This is a genomic window from Flavobacterium xylosi (assembly GCF_042787345.1).
Lineage (GTDB): Bacteria > Bacteroidota > Bacteroidia > Flavobacteriales > Flavobacteriaceae > Flavobacterium > Flavobacterium xylosi.
The window spans coordinates 12,901-32,035 of sequence record NZ_JBHZPZ010000027.1 but is presented as its reverse complement, the minus strand read 5'-3'; the positions used below and the strand labels follow the sequence as shown (position 1 = coordinate 32,035).

Sequence of the window (19,135 nt, the reverse complement as noted above, 5' to 3'; positions counted from 1 at the left end):
TGAGAAAATTATAGAAATACAAGAGAAATTAAACAATAGACCAAGAAAAAGATTTAATTTTGAAACACCTAATTATATGTTTAATCAAAAAGTTGCATTTATAACTTGAATCCTGCAATGTAAACAATGGTCAACATAAATAAATTTACAAATTTTAAACGATTAGATTTAAAGAATATATATGTTATATTCCATTATTTTATAAAAAAAATTTTAAAAATCAGACCAAATCTTAACGAGCGGTCTGTTTTTAATTATTATAATTATTTGATAAACTTAAATGGCTATCTTTTCGAGGAAACACAAAACACTTATGTTACAGATTTCAAAAATAATTTTCATAAAAGGATTAAACTCAGAAAAAATCCCTCCAGCGACATGGAAGTTTTTAAGCAAATTTTTTTATTAAAAGAGTACCTACCAGTAGTAAATGCGTATAATGAAAATTTTTGTAATGAAATTGATTATTGTATGAATATCATTGATGCAGGAGCTAATATTGGTTTGACTTCTTTGTTTTTTGTAGAGTCTTTTAATAGCCCTAACATAATTAGCATTGAACCAGAAATTGAAAATTTTAGAGTTTTAGAGTTTAATTTGAATAGTCTTAAAAACTGTAAAATTGTAAAAATCAATGGAGCTGTATGGAGTTCAAATTGTAAAATTAGTATCATAAACGATTTCAGAGATCAATCAAATTGGTCTTTTAGGGTTGAAGAAAATGACAGTACAGATCCTATTAGCGCTTATTCCATAAATCAATTAATGGCAGACAATAATTTTGAAGTAATAGATATTTTAAAAATAGACATAGAGGGCTCAGAAAAGCAAGTGTTTACTTCGCCGTCATCGAATCTGGATTTTTTGAATAGTACAAAATGTATTGTGGTTGAAATTCATGATGAATTTGATTGTAGAGAAGAAATATATGATATTCTTGTTGAATATGGTTTTGTTTTGCATAACGAAGCTGAATTAACAATAGGAATTAATCAAAAATTAAAATAATCACGCAGCCTGATATGACTTGTATGCCCAAAATAACCGTGTTGCTGCCTGTGTATAATTGTGAATTGTATGTGCAAACGGCTGTAGAGAGTATCTTGAATCAGACCTATACTGATTTTGAATTCTTGATAATAGACGATGCCTCAACTGATGCAACGGTTGCTTTAATAAAAAAATTGGAGGATTCCCGAATTCAATTAATAGAAAAACCAATTAATTCGGGCTATACAAATAGCTTGAATTATGGATTGCAAATGGCAAAAGGCAAATATATTGCACGAATGGACGGTGACGACATTAGTTTTCCGGAACGATTTGCCAAACAAATTGCTTATTTAGAAACTCATCCCGAGGTAGTGGTGTGTGGTACAACCTACAAAATAATAGGAAACAACAAGCCAATTACACTTCCGGAAAACCACGAAGCCATTAAGTTGGGTTTGTTGTGGGGAAATTGTATTTCGCATCCATCGGTAATGATAAGAAAGAAAATATTGGATGAATATTCGATAAAATATGATACATCTAAAGAACCTGCGGAAGATTATGATATGTGGGTTCGTTTGCTCGCCGTGGGCAAGTTGCACAACCTTCAAGAAGTTTTGTTGGAATATAGATTGTACGGCAACCAAGTTTCCCGAAAACGAGCCGAAGAACAGAAAAAAAATGACATCGCAACAAAATTTCAACTGCTCCAATATTTAGATGTAAAATGGAATGATAGTGAATCTGAATTTTTGGAGAAACAATTTAGCAAAACCGAAGTTGTAGCATTCAAAGATCTCAAGATATTCAAACAAATACAAAAGAAGTTAGAGGTGGCTAATACTTCTGGTTTTTTTGAATCCAAAAATTTTAAGAAGTATCTTGTTGATTTAGAAGCTGATGTGTTGCGGAAATGTTTTTTGAAACAAACGCGTTATACTCCTCTACTGTACCTTGAATATCTATTTGCCAAATACAGATGGAAAGTTAGGTTGACCGCAAAAAAAGAGATAAAGCTTGGATTGAAATCTTTGGTTTTATGGAAAACCCTAAGAGTGAAGTCAAAATAAACACTAAAGCCAAAACAGGGCTCCGATATTAAGTTAAAATGACAAACCCCACTTTTTCCATTCTCATCACTACTAAAAACCGCTTAAGCGATTTGGCTTTTACTTTGGCAAAAATTCAATATTTATTAGATAAAAAGGATGTGGTTTGCCTAATTTGTGATGATGGGTCTACTGATGGTACGGCTTCTTTTTTGCAAGCCAATTATCCTGAAATTCAGTTGATTCAAAATTCCAAAAGCAAAGGTTTAATTTATAGTCGGAATCGATTGTTGAGTATGGTTACAACTGAATTTGCTGTTTCCATCGATGATGATTTGCATTTCGTGACGGTGAACCCTTTAGAAATAATAAGCTGTTTTTTTAGTCAAAATCCAGAAGTTGCAGTGCTGGGTTTTAGGATTTTTTGGAGTAAAACAGAGCCCGTAATTACAGCAACCAAAGAGCAATCAATGCCGATGCAAAGTTATGCTGGAGGTGCCCATGCTTTTCGCATGGAGGCTTGGCGTGACATTCCGGATTATCCTGCCTGGTTCATTTTTTATGGAGAAGAAAATTTTGCTTCCTATCAGTTGTTCAAAAAAAGATGGAAAATCTATTATCTGCCCGAAGTTCTTGTTAATCATAGAGTCGATTTAAAATTGAGAAAAAACAATGATGATTATGTTTTGCGATCACGAAGGGCTTTGCGTGCGGGCTGGTATTTGTTTTTCTTGTTTTATCCCCTAAAAAAAATTCCAAGAAAAATGGCCTATTCCCTTTGGATGCAGTTCAAGTTAAAAGTGTTCAAGGGCGATTTCAAGGCTTTTCAAGCTATTCTTTTAGCCTTGTTGGATTTGGTCTGGAACATTTCGCTAATCCTGAAAAACAGCAATCGTTTGTCTCCAAAAGATTATAATGCATATATAGAACTTCCAGAAACTAAAATCTATTGGCAACCGGAAAAATAAGTATTTTTACCATCATTAAATATTGAAATGAAAACAATAGCCATCATTCCTGCCCGAGGTGGATCAAAACGATTGCTCAATAAGAACATTTTGTCCTTGGGCGGTATTCCCTTGATTGCCCACAGTATACGCTATGCTTTGGAAAATAGTAACATTGTAGACGAGGTCCATGTTTCGACTGATAATGAGATCATCAAAAAAATAGCCTTGCAATATGGGGCCAAGGTAATTAACAGGCCCGAGAATTTGTCCGGCGATTTTGAACCTACTGTTTCAGCTTTAAAACACGTTATAGAGTCGATTAAAGAGGATGTAGAGCATGTGATTTTGCTGCAACCCACTAATCCATTGCGTCCACAAAGTTTGTTGAAAGAAGCTTTTGAAGTCTATCAAAAAGGAAACTACGATAGCTTATTTACAGTTTCTAAAAATCATAAAAAGCTCGGTAAAATCGTTGAAAATAAGTTCTATCCTTTTAACTATGCTATTGGACAGCGGAGTCAGGATGTGGAACCCTTGTTTTTTGAAAATGGATTGATATATATCACTAAGGCCTCCTTGATTTTGGAAGCTATCATTATATCGGAAAATGCATTTCCGCTTGAAGTAAATCATATTTTTGCTAATGTAGATGTTGATACACAGGAAGATTTAGAATATGCGGAGTATTTAATAGAAAAGTCGTCGCATGCTGCGGCTGCACTCGGGAAGATAAGGTCGACCTGATAATTAGTATAATTTTAGGTGACTTGGCTCTTAATTTAAGATTTTTGACTTTGCTCAATACAGGCTAAAATAACGAGGTAGAATTTATTAAATTAGCCAGCGTTGGCATAACTCTAAAAAAAACATGACTGTTTAATAAAAAAAATAAATGAAAGAGAAAGTTTTAGCTGCTCAAAATTACAAGAGATTTTGTGAGCTCGATGGAAGTGAATATATCGCCAGCGAGTTTGCTTTAGAAACCCTGCTCAAAATATTCAAAATATTTAAGGTGAATTCCATATTGGAATTAGGTTTGGGAATAGGCTCTATATCGGACACGGTTTTAAAGTATTCAAAAAAAGAATGCGTAAAAATAAATTATGTTGGAACTGAAAAGAACGAATTTTGTCTCGATGCACTTCAAAAAAATGTTCTGGATTACAAGCAGATAGAATTATATTCGGAATTAAATCAAATTAAAAGTAAGAAGTTTGATTTAATAATTATTGATGGATATGATGACACCTTAAAAGAAATAGTTGCTTTTTGTAAAAAGAATACGATTGTATTTATTGAAGGGGACAGAAAAGGACAAACAGAAATCATCAGGCAAATTTTTCCGAAAAATAGATATGTTAATGTAATAACACTTAATAAAACCAAACCGTATTCACATAGTGGTGGTAATACGAGTCATTATGTAGGCGGCGGTCAACTTATTTTCATTGAACCAACATTAAAAATGGAGTTGTTTTGGTTTCAACAAAAAGCAGCCACTTTTATTAAAAATAAGGTCAGAATATATTATAGATGATGAACCCACACATAGAAATAGCAGGAAGAAAAATAGGGCCTGATTACCCGCCTTTGGTCATTGCAGAAATCGGGATTAACCACGAAGGGTCTTTGCAAGTTGCCAAAGAAATGGTTGATGCCGCCCATCGTGTCGGCGTTGAGGTGGTCAAACATCAAACCCACATTGTGGAAGACGAAATGAGTGGCGCTGCCAAAAAAGTAATTCCGGGCAATTCCGATGTTTCCATTTACGAAATCATGGAACGATGTGCTCTTAATGAAGCCGATGAATCGGCACTAAAAAACTACGTGGAGGGCAAAGGAATGATCTTTATTTCGACCCCTTTCTCCCGTGCCGCTGCCAATCGATTGCGAAAATTTGACATCCCGGCCTACAAGATAGGTTCTGGAGAATGCAACAATTATCCTTTACTGGAACACATTGCTTCTTTTGGAAAGCCTGTAATATTGAGCACAGGAATGAATACAATAGAAAGTATTCGTAAAGCAGTTGCAATTTTTGATGCGTATAAAGTTCCTGTGGCGCTGTTGCATACTACCAATTTATATCCAACACCTATTCCTTTGGTTCGTTTGGGAGCCATGGTCGAAATGCACCAAGCCTTTCCTGAAAAGGTTTTTGGGCTGTCGGATCATACCCTGAATAATAATGCATGTTTGGGAGCTGTTGCATTGGGAGCCAGTATCCTGGAACGCCATTTCACCGACACGATGCAGCGAACAGGTCCGGATATTGTGTGCAGTATGGATGAATTAACCACCAAAGAATTGATTATAAGTTCCAATGAAATCTGGCAAATGCGGGGTGGAAAAAAAGAACCTGCCAAGGAAGAACAGGTTACCATTGATTTTGCGTTTGCCACGGTCTGTACCATTGCTCCAATCCAAAAAGGAGAAGTGTTCACTAAGTACAATATTTGGGTGAAACGTCCAGGAACTGGAAAAATATTGGCAGAGCAATTTGAAAATGTCTTGGGAAAAATAGCTGTTAGGGATATCCCAAATGACGAACAGTTAGGTTGGGAGGATTTGTGTTAATAAGGCCTCGTTCCTCGAGTGCAGTCGAGAGGGTGTAAAGTTGAGATTCGTTCTTACAGAGAAAAAATATAAATGAAAAAAATCTTATTCCTTACTGGAACTCGTGCCGATTTCGGCAAAATAAAATCATTGATTCAAATTCTGGAGCAACAACAAGGATTTGAAGTTTTTGTTTTTGTTACTGGAATGCACCTGCAAAAAGAATACGGATACACCGTGATTGAAATCGAAAGATGTCGTTTCAAGAACGTACATACTTTTGAAAACCACACCCATGAAACTACCATGGACTTGACCTTGGCCAAAACCATAGAAGGTCTTTCGGTTTATGTAAAAGAAATCAATCCAGACTTGATTGTGGTGCATGGTGATCGGGTGGAAACCTTGGCGGGAGCCATTGTAGGTTCATTGAACAATATTTTGGTGGCTCATATTGAAGGAGGAGAAATTTCGGGAACGGTTGATGAATTGATTCGTCATAGCGTGAGCAAGTTGAGCCACATTCATTTTGTTTCTAATGCGGAAGCGGCCAAAAGATTGAAACAAATGGGCGAAATAAAATCTTCCATTTTCACCATTGGTTCTCCTGATATCGACATCATGTTTTCAGAGGAATTACCTAGTTTAGAAATCGTAAAGGAATATTATCAAATTCCCTTTGAATCCTATGCCATTGTCATGTTTCATCCCGTGACGACAGAGGCTAAAGATATGCAGCAGTATGCCGATGATTTTGTGCAAGTTTTGCTGAACGATACTCATAATTACGTGGTGGTTTACCCCAACAATGATTTGGGAAGCCAATATATCATTGCGGGCTATAAAAAACTGAGAGAGAATTCGAGATTTCGTGTTTTTCCTTCGCTACGTTTCGAATATTTTCTTAGCTTGTTGAAAAACAGTCAGTTCATCATCGGTAACAGTAGTGCCGGAATTCGAGAAGCACCTTATTATGGCATTCCCATCATCAATATTGGAACACGACAACAAAATAGGGCCGTGCATTCCGACATCGTGAATGTAGATTATGAGGTCAATAGTATTAACGCTGCCTTAAAAAAGATTGGCCAGCATCAAGTGAAAAAAAAAATGGATGATTTTGGACAAGGTAATAGTGCCGTATTGTTTTTGGAATCTATAGAAAATGAAGCCATTTGGTCCATCAATCAACAGAAACAATTTAGAGATGTATAAAAAGTTGTTTTTTTTTGAAAACAAGAATTAATAATTTATGAATTCTAACATTGCAATACTAAGCACGGTTATCAATAAAGAACTGTATCAAAAAAGTTCGCAGCTGTTTCCAAAAAACATTCAAAAATATGTTATTGATGGAACACAAGGAATGTATGGGTTAGACAGCATTTTTTATATGATGAAAAAGTTGAAAGGCAAAGGTATAGATTGGCTCGTAATGGCAGATGAAGATGTATTATTTGTAAATACCAAATGTATTTTTTCTATAATTGAAGAAATGAAATTAAATGATTATTTAGTATGTGGAGTTAGAGATGGAGGAATTATTCAAAATAGACATAATAGTCCTTATGTTATAAACACTTTTTTTTCTATTATTAATTTTAAAGAGCTAGAATTAATGTGGAATAAGCAAGAAGTCTTAAAAAACAATTATATTTTAGAAAATGAATTTGATGATGATTTAGATAAGTTAAAAGGAAATTATGAAATAACAAAGTTGCATGAACCTTACTACTGTTTTTATTTTTGGTTAAGAAGAAAAGGAAAAAAAATTCTTTTTTTAGATGCTACAACACCATTTATTGAAGACAGGCTGACAACTGCGGTTATTGATACAAGTGGTGAGGTATTTATTTACCACACCTGGTATGCCCGAGCTTACGGAATAAGTAAAACACATACCGATAGAATTAACAAAATATTTGAATTGCTGAAATTTGAAAACAAAATTGTACGAAAACCTATAGTTTTTAAACATAAAACTTTTTTTATAATTAAAAGTTCTAGAAAATTTTATAAAAGAATAATTATGAGAATTCAAATAATCCGAAATCAACAGCTAAAATAGTCTGTAATAATATAATATATAAATGAAAAAATTAGCAATAGTAATAACTGATGGAGTTGGATTTCGTAATTTTGTTATGAGTGATTTCATAAACGAAGTTGCACAGAAATTTGATGAAGTTATTATCTATTCGGGTCTGCCATTAAGCGCTTATGATACGATTTCTCAAGAGAATTGTACTATAAAAGAATTAGCTGTTTTTTTAGAAGGCAAATGGACCTGGTTCTTCAGGAAATGGAAAGAGGTTGCTCATTTACAAAAGAACCAATCTTTTTATGGCATGAAAGATAATATGATTTCTGGTTATCCTGCAACTAATTCGTTACGGTCTATTGTAGTTAAAGGGATTTATTTTGTTACTCGTTTTGTTCATTCCTACAGAAGTATTTTATTTATTGAAAAACTACAGTTTTTATCCTTTTCTAAAAATAAAATCACAAAATCATATCTTCAACTACTTCATAAAGATAATCCAACCCATGTTTTTTTTACGCATCAAAGACCTCCGTATCTTGCTCCTTTTTTATATGCAGCGACAAAATTAAAAATACCGGTCAGTACTTTTATTTTTAGTTGGGATAATTTAGCATCAAAGGGGAGGATGTTAGGAGCATTTGATTATTTCCTTGTTTGGAGTCATTTGATGAAAAATGAATTGTTATATTTTTATCCGAATGTAAAAGAGGAGAATATAAAGGTGGTTGGTACGCCTCAATTTGAGCCCTATGTAATGGATAAATACAAAACTGATAGGCAAGATTTCTATACCAAGTTTGCTTTAGAGGGCAGTCAAAAAATAATTTGTTTCAGTTGTGCTGACGCCAGTATCGGAGCCAATGACCCTGTTGTAATTCGGACTATTGCCAATGCCATCCGAGAAAATAAAATGGGTTTTCCCTGTCAGTTTTTGGTGCGTACTTCCCCGGCAGAGGGTCCAGAGCGATTTGCTGAGATACAGAAAGACTTTCCTGAAATTATCTGGAATAATCCCAAATGGATTCTAACCCGGGACCATCATACTGAAAGCTGGTCGCAACGCATTCCTAGTGAGGAAGATATTAGGGATTTACGTTCCATATTAGAATATGTTGATTTGAATATTAATATGTGTTCGACAATGAGTCTGGATTTTATGCTATTTGATAAGCCTGTGATTAATACCGTTTTTGGGAATACAGAAAATGATTTGTATAATGATCAACGGTTTTTAGGATACGATCATTTCAAAAAAGTAGTCGATAGTCAATCGGTGACCATCGCCAAAAATCCAACGGAGTTGATTGCTCAAATAAAGGAGGCTTTAGTCAATCCTTCTGCAAGATCCAAAGAAAGAAAGACTATGATTGAATTACAAATAAGCGAGCAATTGATGGGAACCAGTAAGCGAATTGCCGCTACTTTATCACAATTAAATGAGTAAGACCAGTCGCATAGCTGTCCTTTGTAATTATGAATTGCTACCGGAAAGAGTGGGAGGGATGGATTACTTTTTTTGGCAGTTTGACAAACAATGTGCAGCAAATGGTATTCAGGTGGATTGGTTTTTTCCCAATAAATCGGATCATGGGGAGTATAATACTTTAACTATTTATGGAAGTGAGTATAAATCGGTAGAAAATTATTTTCTAAGTTTCTGTAAAACTAATGCAACAGCATATACTCACATCATTACTCATTTTGTCGAATTATGCACTCCTTTTTTTTATAAAATAAAGCTGTTCAGTGCTACTAAAATAATTGCCATAGACCACAATCCAAGACCATTGAACGGCTATCCGTTGAAAAAGAAAATAGAAAAAAAAATAAAAGGAGTTTTATTCTCAAGATATATTGATGTTTTTGTTGGAGTATCTGATTATACAAAAAGAGCATTGATAATAGATTTTGGTGACCATTTAAAGAAGAAAACAATTGTTATCTCAAATGGATTAGATGTTCTGAAGTTCAAACAAAAAAATAATTTTACCTCAAATACTAATTTTATTGTTGCTTCGCATTTAAGAAAAGAAAAAGGAATTCAAGACTTAATTTTAGCCGTTAAGGATTTGAAATCGTTTGATTTCAAGATTGATATTTATGGTAAAGGGTATTTTGAAGAAGAATTAAAAAAATCAATTCAAGATTTTGATCTTCAAAAATTTTTTAATTTCAAAGGGAGCGTTTCCAATCTAAACGAAATATATTGCGATTATGATTATTTGATTCATCCTTCACACGGAGAGACCTTTTGTTATTCGGTGGTTGAAAGTCTATTGAGTAATTTGCCTGTAATAACCACTCGAAATCAAGGAAATGTGTTAGGTTTGGTATTTGAAAATATAAATGGATTTTTATTTGAAGAAAAAAATATTATTGAGTTAAAAGGGATTTTAGAGAATATTCTATCAGGTAAAAGCCAAATAGGTGAAAATCTTGTAAGCAAAAATTTAGAAAGTTTTACTTTAGAAAAAATGGTGAATAATTATTTAGAATTAATACGATGAAAGTTAAATATTGCTCTAAGTTAAACCTTAATTTTGCACACGCTTAAATTAGTTAAAATAGTCTATGTTCTTTAATTCTTTATCTTTTGCCGTTTTCTTACCCATCGTATTTGTATTGTATTGGTTTGTCTTTCATAAAACGAAAAGCACTCAAAATGCATTGCTTATTGTAGCGAGTTATTATTTTTATTCCTGTTGGGATTGGCGGTTTTTATTTCTGTTGGTTTTTTCTACTTTTTTGGATTATTATACCGGTATTCGAATTGAAAAGGCCAAAACTGAAACTACACGAAAGTTTTGGTTTTGGTTGAGTATTTCGGTGAATTTGGGATTTTTGGGTATTTATAAATACTATAATTTTTTTGCAGCTTCTTTTTCGGAATTATTAAATGGTTTTGGGTTGCAAACTAGTCCGTTGTTGTTGAACGTGATTTTGCCTGTCGGGATATCTTTCTATACCTTTCATGGTTTATCCTATGTGATTGATATTTATTTAAAAAGAATCAAAGCCGAATATAATTTTATAGATTATTCGTTGTTTGTCAGTTATTTTCCTTTGTTAGTCGCTGGTCCTATTGAAAGAGCTACGCATTTGTTACCGCAGGTAAAAGTAAAGCGCAGCTTTGATTTTGAAAAAGCAAAAGAAGGGGTGTACCAAATCATTTGGGGATTGTTTAAAAAAGTAGTTATTGCTGATACGTGTGCCACGTATGCGAATGCTATTTTTGACAATTATACTTCGATGAATTCCTTGTCCTTAATATTGGGGGCTTTCTATTTTGCTTTTCAGATTTATGGCGATTTTTCAGGCTATTCTGATATGGCGTTGGGGATGTCTAAATTATTTGGATTGGACTTGTTGCGGAATTTTAATTATCCTTATTTTTCCAGAGATATAGCCGAATTTTGGCGTCGGTGGCATATTTCCTTATCGTCCTGGTTTCGGGATTATGTTTATATTCCTTTGGGAGGAAGCAGAGGCAGTAAATTGAAACAAGTCCGGAATGTATTTGTTATTTTCTTATTGAGTGGTTTTTGGCATGGTGCCAATTGGACTTTCATCGCCTGGGGTTTTATTAATGCTCTGTATTTTCTGCCCTTGTTACTTCGAGATACCAATCGGTCTAATATAGAAACTGTAGCACTAGGATGGGATTTTAGTTCTCTGAAAGTTTTTTTTAGTATGTTGAGTACTTTTACCCTGAGCTGTTTGGCTTGGGTGTTTTTTCGGGCAAAATCTATAGGAGGTGCTTTTGATTACATCCGTCGTATTTTTACTGACCAAAATTTTAAAATACAATATCTGGAAAATGAACGCTACAGTTATGAACTTCTATTATTGATTTTTATTTTTATTCTTGTGGAATGGAATGCAAGAACTAAAATTGAACCTATTTCAGGCAGCTATAGTTGGTTGAAAGTGACGTTGTGTATTGCTGCGATTGTAGCGCTGGGGACGTATTCTGATTATAAAGAATTTATTTATTTTCAGTTTTAAGATGTGAATTTTCGTTTTACCCCAAGCCCTAAAGGGAGCCGAAAATGTGGAAAAAAGTATAATTTTTCGTTTTACCCCGGCCCTAAACCCTAAAGGGAGTCAAAAATGGGAAAAAAGTATGAATTTTCGTTTTACCCCAGCCCTAAAGGGAGTCTAAAATTTGGGAAAAAGTGTAAATTTTCGTTTTACCCCGGCCCTAAAGGGAGTCGAAAATTTGGAAAAAAGTATATATTTTCGTTTTACCCCGGCCCTAAAGGGAGTCGAAAATTTGGGAAAAAGTGTAAATTTTCGTTTTACCCCGGCCCTAAAGGGAGTCAAAAATTTGTCAAAAGTCGCATTATTTTTGAATCAATTTTTTTATCAGTGTATGGATAAGAATTCGCTTAAATCAGATCATATGTGGAAAGGAGCATCTCCACAGATTTTTTCAAATGCAAAGAAATTAAGAGGAAATTTAACAGAAGCTGAAGAAAAGCTCTGGTTAGCAGTAAAAAATAACCAGATAGAAGGTTATAAATTTAGGAGGCAGCATCCTCTTAATATTTATATTGCTGATTTTTATTGTCATTCCCTAAAGTTAGTTATTGAAATAGATGGAGGGTATCATCTGGAAGAAGAGCAACGGCTTTTAGATGAAAAAAGAACAAATGATATAGAATTTCAAGGGTTAAAAGTAATTCGATTCACAAATGAGGAAATAATGTTGAAGTTACCAGAAGTTATAGATAAAATTAAAATGTTTATTAAGATGGCATCGTGAATTTTCGTTTTAACCCGACTGGAAAGGGAATTGCAAATTTAGGGCGGTCTTGAAATAGTATAGCGTTCTCTTTCTTTTTTTCTCCCTTTAGGGTTGGGGCAAGAAAAAAAGAAAATAAGGAATGTAAATTTTCGTTTTACCCCATCCCTAAAGGGAGCCGAAAATTAAGGATATCGTGGAATGCGATAGTGTATATTCCTTTTTTACGCCCTTTATGGCGGGGGTAAGAAAAAAGAAAATAAGGAATGTGAAATTTCGTTTTACCCCAGCCCTAAAGGGAGTCGAAAATTTAAAGCAGAATTGAAATTATTATAAAGTTGTTTTTCGCCTTCTTCCCTGCAGGGTTTACCAAATAAAAAGGAAATTATGCCTTTTTATGGGTGGAGATAAAATAATTAATTTACAATATATTTACAAATATAAAAGAGAATAAAAGAATAATGAAACGGTTTATAATTTTTACAATCAAAATACTTCTACTGACCTTTCTGGTGCTAGTAGTGTTAGATATAGCTTACACACAAGTTTATTTGCAATCTTCCCATAGAGGGAAAATAGATTATGTTTACAATTCAAAGGCGAGGAATTATGATGTAGTGATTTTAGGATCTTCAAGGGCGAATAATCATTTTGTAGCACCACTATTTGAAGAGAAAGGATTGAAAACCTTTAATTATGGGATAAGTGGCGGCCATTTGTTTGAAGCTTCTTTATTATTGAAATTAATGGTAGAGCGCCATTATAAAATAAAAAATGTGATTCTGGAAGCTGATTTGAATTTGGCTAATGAAAAGGAGTCTGAGAGTGTTGCTTCTAAATTTTTACCCTATATTCACCGTTCTAAAGTGATTGAATCCCATTTTGCCCAACAGCCTCATTTTTGGGCTAATTATTATATTCCTTTTTACAGATATGTTGTTTTTGCCCCCCAAATTGGTTTTAGGGAAATGTATAATACCGTGTCTGCAAAACCAACAAAGCTTTTGAATCATAGAGGATACTATCCTTTAGGTAAAAATCCGAATGCGAATATGAAAAATGATTTAACGAATTTAAAACCGTTACAAAATAGCTATTACGAAGAAATCAAGCAAATTTGCAAAGAAAATAATATTAACTTAATTGCCGTTATGACACCCATGTGTTCTAATGTTAAGGGATTGGATTATTTTCAGAAAGTAAGTTCGATCTATCCTGAAATTCATAATTATGAAAATGCAGTGGAAGGCGATCAGTATTTTTCGTCGTGCGGCCATCTGAATGATAATGGTGCGCGTAAGTTTACGACCGTAATTATAAAAGATTTTTTTAAAAAATAAATATGAAAGTAGCCTTTCTGACTCCAGAATATCCACATCCGAAAACGGGTAGCTCTGGTGGTATAGGGACCAGTATCAAAAATCTGGCTATAGGACTTTTAGCGGAAGGTTGTTCGGTCCGAGTTTTGGTGTATGGTCAGAACCAAGAAGGTGTTTTTGATGATGACGGTATTTGCATCCAGCAAATCCGGAACGTGAAATTAAAAGGATTGTCGTGGTATTTTACCCGAAAAAAACTCCAAAGAATAATTAATACCTTACATCAGCAAAAAGTAATTGATTTGGTTGAAGCACCCGATTGGACAGGGATTACTTCTTTTATAATTCCTAAAAAATGTCCTTTAGTTATTCGATTGAACGGTTCGGACACTTATTTTTGTCATTTGGATCAGCGTCCTGTCAAATGGAAAAATAAATTTCATGAAAGACGCGCTTTACAGCAGGCGGATGGTTTGCTTTCTGTGAGTCAGTTTACAGCTGATTTGACTAATCAAGTATTTGGTTTAGATAAAAAATTCACCATTATTCCAAATAGTATTAATTGTACTACTTTTGAAGTTGAACATCAGAACACGACTCTTTTGCCTACTGTTCTTTATTTTGGAACCTTAATTCGAAAGAAAGGATTGTTAGAGTTACCGCTGATTTTTAACGAAGTGATTAAAAAAAAATCAAATGTAAAATTAGTATTGATAGGGAGGGATGCTTCCGATATTATTTCTGGAATAGATTCAACATGGCAACTTATGCAAGAACTATTTTCATCAGAAGCCATTAATAATGTAACGTATTTAGGAAGTGTTCCTTATAGTGAAATAAAAAAGGCAATAGAACAAGCAAATGTATGTGTTTTTCCTACATTTGCAGAAGCCCTGCCTGTTTCGTGGCTAGAAGCGATGGCGCTGAAGAAACCTATTGTAGCCTCCAATATTGGCTGGGCGACTGAGGTTCTTGATGATGGAATTAGTGGTTTTTTGGAACATCCGACACAACATAAGGCGTATGCGAATAAAATTATCAGCTTGCTTGAAAATCTAAATTTGCAAAGTGAATTTGGTATACAAGCCCGTAAAAAAGTAGAAGAGAAATTTAGTATATCTATCGTTGCTAAACAAAGTTTGTTGTTTTATAAAAATGTTATTGCATCAAAATGAAGAAAAAGATAAAAAAAATTATTAGTGCCATTTTTCCAAGTGGGAGAATAAAAGAGAAAATTAAATTGGGCTATTACAGTATCAATAAACCGAAAGATACTTTTTATGAATTAGTACAAGGAACGGGAACTTCGGTTGCTTATAAAACTACTTTTGAGGATTTAGTTATGATAACCCATGAAGCTTTATATTTTATAGCGCCGGATTTTAATTATTACCAGCATTTTTATAAAGTAAAAGAAACTGATGTCGTTCTTGATGCCGGAGCCAATTGTGGCCATTTGTCGATTTTATTTTCTAAATTGGCAGGTAAAGGTGGGATTGTTTATGCTTTTGAACCAGACGCTTATAATGTAAAGCGGATTGATCGTAATATAGATTTAAACAAAGATCTTCCAGGGAATATTAAAATTGAAAATTTGTTACTTTGGAACGAAAACAAGTGGATTGATTTTTATGAAGCAGGTACAGTAGGGTCTTCTGCTGTTTGGATTCCAAATAGTGATAAATGTGTTAAAAAAGAAGCCGTACGAATTGATGATTGGGTTGCAAATAATGACATTAAAAAATTAGATTTCATAAAAATGGATATCGAAGGTGCCGAAATTGAAGCTTTGGCCGGATGTGAGGAAACGATACAAAGTCTAAGCCCTAATTTTGCCATTGCATCTTATCATATCGTTGAAGGGGCAGCTACTTATATTAAAGTAGAAGCCTTTTTCAAAAAAATGAATTATCCTTATCAAACGGTTCGATTTCGGAAAAATGAAATCATAACGTTTGCTGGACTCTCTTTAAAAAAATAGTAGTATGATAATTCTTTATCATAATGATACTACAGTTGTCGCATTAAGTAATGTTGATTCTTTTGAAATTGAAAAGAACTCCCATTTATCTATAGCTTCATTTATGACTTTATTGGCTAATGACTTTCCAGATGAAATTTTAGTTTGGTGTCATTTGAGTCTAAAAGAACAATTGAATATTTCTGAAATTGAAAAATTATTTCACCATAAAAAATTATTGTTTTCCTATAATCCTTTTGGCAGTTCTTTTTTAGATAAAAATATTGGTTATATCGATGAGTCTCCTTTTGCGAGAGTAAATACTACTGTAACCTTTCCAACGTGGCAAATGAGCAGTTGGGTTGGAGGCATTCATTCGGCTGTTTTTTCTATTGTAAAAGATGAAATTCCCAGCGAGAAAAATTTTGATTATTTTTTATGTTCTTTAGCAAAATTATCCATGCCAAAAGGCTTGTTATGTTATTCAGAACCTAAACTTTTAAAACAGCATCCCGCCACTATTAATCTGGACAAGAAAAATACGTTTGTTCTTTTTCGTTTTGTAAAACAACACTACAAAACACGATGGGTATTTTTATTGCTGTTGAACTTCCTTCTGTACGGAAGAAAATTTCCAGTATTTCCCATGATTATTTCTCTGTTTTATAAGAATAGAAATAGCAGATCAATAAACTTAGATGGTATTGTCGTTCAATCCTCGAGAGTGGTTGTTACTGCTGGAACTATTGATGTTATTATTCCGACCATTGGAAGGAGCAGCTATTTATATGATGTATTGAAAGATTTTGCTAAGCAAGTAAAACTGCCTCGTAAAATCATTATAGTGGAACAAAATCCATTAGAAGGAAGCACGACTGAATTGGGATATATTACTGCAGAAAAATGGCCATTCCATATTCAGCATATTTTCACTCATCAATCCGGTGCCTGTAATGCAAGAAATTTAGCTTTGCATCAAACTGAAAGTGAATGGGTATTTCTAGCAGATGATGATAATCGCTTTAGCCCTAGTTTATTGGTTGATGCTTTTAAACTAATAAAACAATTTGGAAGCCCAGTTGTGACAGTTTCTTATCCTCAAAAGAATGAAAGAAAAAAATACTTTAATGTAATTCAATGGCTCACTTTTGGTGCTGGCAACAGTATTATCAAAAGAGATCTTCTGGAAAAAGTCAAATTTAATATGGCATTAGAATTTGGTTACGGTGAGGATGGTGATTTTGGGATGCAATTGCGAAATACGGGCACAGATGTTTTGTATCTACCGGAGCCGGAAATATTGCATTTAAAAGCTACTATTGGCGGTTTTAGAACCAAACCTGTTTTACAATGGCAAAATGATGCTGTGCAACCCAAACCTTCCCCAACAATCATGTTGTATAAAATTTTGCATACTACAGATGAACAGCGATTGGGTTATAAAACCATTTTATTCTTCAAGTATTATCAATATCAGAATATTAAAAATCCGTTTCATTATTACACCCATTTTAAAAAGCAATGGAAGCAAAGCATTTTTTGGGCTAATGAATTAAAAAAAGAAGCATGAAGTGTTCTCTAATTATTTGTACTTATATGCGTCCTCACTCTCTATTGCAGCTCTTGCTTTCAGTGCAGAAGCAGATGGTGTATCCTGATGAAATTATAATCATTGACGGGTCAACAAATCGGGAGACTGAACAGATGTTGGAGGGAAATCAGTTTAAGAATATTTGTTATTTTTTAGTTCCAGAAAATTTTCGCGGTTTAACTAAACAAAGAAATTATGGATTGGATAAAGTAGCGCTTAGCAGTACTGTTGTAGCATTTTTGGACGATGATACTGAATTGACGCCAAATTATTTTGAAGAATTAATCAAAACGTTTGCAGACAATCCAGAGATCTCCGGTGTTGGAGGCGTTGCGATTAATGAAAATGGCTGGAGCTTGACAGAATTCAATAAAAAATATGATTCTAATCATTATTTTCAGTTTGAGGGATTTGTGTATAAGGAAGGGCAGCGCAATATAATGCGTAATTATCTAGGATTGCAATCTAATCTTGGTCCGGGAAAAATGCCTGACTATTCGCATGGTAAAACCTGTGGATTTCCTTTAAACGGCAAAACATACGAAGTCGATTTACTAATAGGTATGTCATTTGCATTTCGAAAAAAAGTATTTGATTCTTTGCGATTCTCTACTTACTTTGAAGGGTACGGACTTTATGAAGATGCTGATTTTTGTATCAGGGCTTTGCAGTTTGGTAAGAATGTGGTCAATACAAAAGTGCAGTTAAATCACTTTCACCACCCATCCGGAAGACCCAATTCATATAAATACGGTAAAATGGTCGTCAGAAATGGGTGGTATGTGTGGCGAATCAAGAATCCAAAACCGTCTTTAAACGCAAAATTAAAGTGGCATTCTATCACTATATTGTTGACAATAATCAGATTTAGCAATACATTTACTTCCAGTAATAAAAAAGAAGCTTTTACTGAGGCTACAGGTAGAACATTAGGGTGGTGGAGTTTAATGTTAAATAAACCAAAAGAATTAAAATGGAGACAACCGAAGCTATTTTAGAAACTAATAAAAAACAGAAGGAATTCTATAACAATATTAAGCAGAATTTTTTTACTAAAATTTGGGCGAAATTTAGAAATGGGCTTCTAAACCAAATTAGGAAAAATGTTGGTATACAGGATCAAGCGTACTTACTGCATAAAGAATGGTTTGGCGATTTATCTAATAAAAAAGTACTTGATTTGGGTTGCTTTACAGGAAATTACTGGTCTTATTACCTTGCAGAACATTCAAAGCAGTATTTAGGAATTGATTTGAGTGATGTTGCTATTGAAAAATTAAAAGAGAAACTTAAATTTTTACCGAATGCTAAAGCCGAAGCGGTAGATTTTCTTTCTCCTGATTTTTTAGAAAAAGATTTTGATTTAATCTACGCTTATGGTGTTTTGCATCATTTCAAAAATACGACTATTTTGATCGATAGACTTAATGAAAAATTGGCGACTAATGGAACTATTATAAGTTATGACCCTTTAGAAACTAGTTTGCCTATCAAAATAATAAGAGCTATTTATCGTCCTTTTCAATCGGATGCGGCTTGGGAATGGCCATTAACCAAAAAAACGTTTTATCAATACAAGAACGCATTTAACATTATTGAAAGACGAGGTGTTTTAGGTAAGTCAAAATGGGTTGCTTTTTTAGATATTTTACCCATTTCCGAAAATAAGAAAAAGATAATCGGGCAAAAATGGCACAAACAAGATTGGGATAAATCATTCACTTCTGATCGTGTAATGTTTAGCTGTATGCATCTGACTATGTTGATGCAAAAAAAATAGTTTTCTTAGTAAATGTTTTAAGGAAAACTTTTGGAAATCTAAGTCATCAGTTTTACATTAGGGACCAATACCGGCTTTTTTTTATAAGGCTTATATGATTTAATACCTGTTACTTTTAAAACAGAACGGTACCATTATAATAAAGATCT

At 33.7% G+C, this 19,135-nt stretch carries 18 protein-coding genes and 1 pseudogene; all 19 read left to right on the top strand.

Annotated elements, in window-relative coordinates; genetic code table 11:
* Positions 1-109 (top strand): annotated as a pseudogene (locus ACFX5E_RS16290) (IS30 family transposase); the annotation flags it as partial.
* 362 nt (positions 110-471) lie between these two features.
* Complete coding sequence (locus ACFX5E_RS15740; protein ID WP_379856118.1) at positions 472-1,008, top strand: FkbM family methyltransferase; 537 nt, start codon at positions 472-474, stop codon at positions 1,006-1,008.
* Between the two features lie 23 nt (positions 1,009-1,031).
* Positions 1,032-2,063 carry a glycosyltransferase family 2 protein gene (locus ACFX5E_RS15735; RefSeq protein WP_379856117.1) on the top strand — a complete coding sequence of 344 codons (1,032 nt, stop codon included), beginning with the start codon at positions 1,032-1,034 and terminating at the stop codon, positions 2,061-2,063.
* Between the two features lie 38 nt (positions 2,064-2,101).
* On the top strand, positions 2,102-3,010 hold the full coding sequence (locus ACFX5E_RS15730) for a glycosyltransferase family 2 protein (RefSeq protein ID WP_379856116.1): 909 nt from the start codon (positions 2,102-2,104) through the stop codon (positions 3,008-3,010).
* 27 nt (positions 3,011-3,037) lie between these two features.
* Positions 3,038-3,736, top strand: coding sequence for an acylneuraminate cytidylyltransferase family protein (locus ACFX5E_RS15725; protein WP_379856115.1), 699 nt, complete (start codon positions 3,038-3,040; stop codon positions 3,734-3,736).
* A gap of 148 nt (positions 3,737-3,884) precedes the next feature.
* A complete protein-coding gene (locus ACFX5E_RS15720; RefSeq protein ID WP_379856114.1) occupies positions 3,885-4,529 on the top strand; it encodes a class I SAM-dependent methyltransferase in 645 nt (214 codons plus the stop codon).
* On the top strand, positions 4,529-5,569 hold the full coding sequence (locus ACFX5E_RS15715) for an N-acetylneuraminate synthase family protein (protein ID WP_379856120.1): 1,041 nt from the start codon (positions 4,529-4,531) through the stop codon (positions 5,567-5,569). The genes ACFX5E_RS15720 and ACFX5E_RS15715 overlap by 1 nt, the downstream gene beginning before the upstream one ends.
* 72 nt (positions 5,570-5,641) lie before the next feature.
* Entirely contained in the window at positions 5,642-6,763 is a 1,122-nt protein-coding gene (gene neuC / locus ACFX5E_RS15710) for a UDP-N-acetylglucosamine 2-epimerase (RefSeq protein WP_379856113.1), read from the top strand.
* Between the two features lie 37 nt (positions 6,764-6,800).
* Complete coding sequence (locus ACFX5E_RS15705) at positions 6,801-7,616, top strand: hypothetical protein (protein ID WP_379856111.1); 816 nt, start codon at positions 6,801-6,803, stop codon at positions 7,614-7,616.
* Positions 7,617-7,638: 22 nt separating this feature from the next.
* Positions 7,639-9,036 (top strand): hypothetical protein, encoded by a 1,398-nt coding sequence (locus ACFX5E_RS15700; RefSeq protein ID WP_379856110.1) that lies wholly within the window; start codon positions 7,639-7,641, stop codon positions 9,034-9,036.
* A complete protein-coding gene (locus ACFX5E_RS15695) occupies positions 9,029-10,099 on the top strand; it encodes a glycosyltransferase family 4 protein (protein WP_379856109.1) in 1,071 nt (356 codons plus the stop codon). Before ACFX5E_RS15700 ends, ACFX5E_RS15695 begins: the two co-directional genes overlap by 8 nt.
* A 64-nt stretch (positions 10,100-10,163) precedes the next feature.
* A complete protein-coding gene (locus tag ACFX5E_RS15690) occupies positions 10,164-11,597 on the top strand; it encodes an MBOAT family O-acyltransferase (RefSeq protein ID WP_379856108.1) in 1,434 nt (477 codons plus the stop codon).
* A 214-nt stretch (positions 11,598-11,811) separates the two neighbouring features.
* The gene (locus ACFX5E_RS15685) at positions 11,812-12,357 is read left to right on the top strand and encodes an endonuclease domain-containing protein (protein ID WP_379856107.1); all 546 of its coding nucleotides are present in this window, start codon (positions 11,812-11,814) and stop codon (positions 12,355-12,357) included.
* Between the two features lie 440 nt (positions 12,358-12,797).
* On the top strand, positions 12,798-13,676 hold the full coding sequence (locus tag ACFX5E_RS15680; protein ID WP_379856106.1) for a hypothetical protein: 879 nt from the start codon (positions 12,798-12,800) through the stop codon (positions 13,674-13,676).
* A gap of 2 nt (positions 13,677-13,678) precedes the next feature.
* Positions 13,679-14,830, top strand: coding sequence for a glycosyltransferase family 4 protein (locus ACFX5E_RS15675; protein WP_379856105.1), 1,152 nt, complete (start codon positions 13,679-13,681; stop codon positions 14,828-14,830).
* Entirely contained in the window at positions 14,827-15,636 is an 810-nt protein-coding gene (locus ACFX5E_RS15670; protein WP_379856104.1) for an FkbM family methyltransferase, read from the top strand. The genes ACFX5E_RS15675 and ACFX5E_RS15670 overlap by 4 nt, the downstream gene beginning before the upstream one ends.
* A gap of 4 nt (positions 15,637-15,640) precedes the next feature.
* Complete coding sequence (locus ACFX5E_RS15665) at positions 15,641-17,185, top strand: glycosyltransferase (RefSeq protein ID WP_379856103.1); 1,545 nt, start codon at positions 15,641-15,643, stop codon at positions 17,183-17,185.
* The gene (locus ACFX5E_RS15660) at positions 17,182-18,204 is read left to right on the top strand and encodes a glycosyltransferase family 2 protein (protein ID WP_379856102.1); all 1,023 of its coding nucleotides are present in this window, start codon (positions 17,182-17,184) and stop codon (positions 18,202-18,204) included. Before ACFX5E_RS15665 ends, ACFX5E_RS15660 begins: the two co-directional genes overlap by 4 nt.
* Entirely contained in the window at positions 18,180-18,986 is an 807-nt protein-coding gene (locus ACFX5E_RS15655; protein ID WP_379856101.1) for a class I SAM-dependent methyltransferase, read from the top strand. Before ACFX5E_RS15660 ends, ACFX5E_RS15655 begins: the two co-directional genes overlap by 25 nt.
* Positions 18,987-19,135 lie beyond the last annotated feature (149 nt).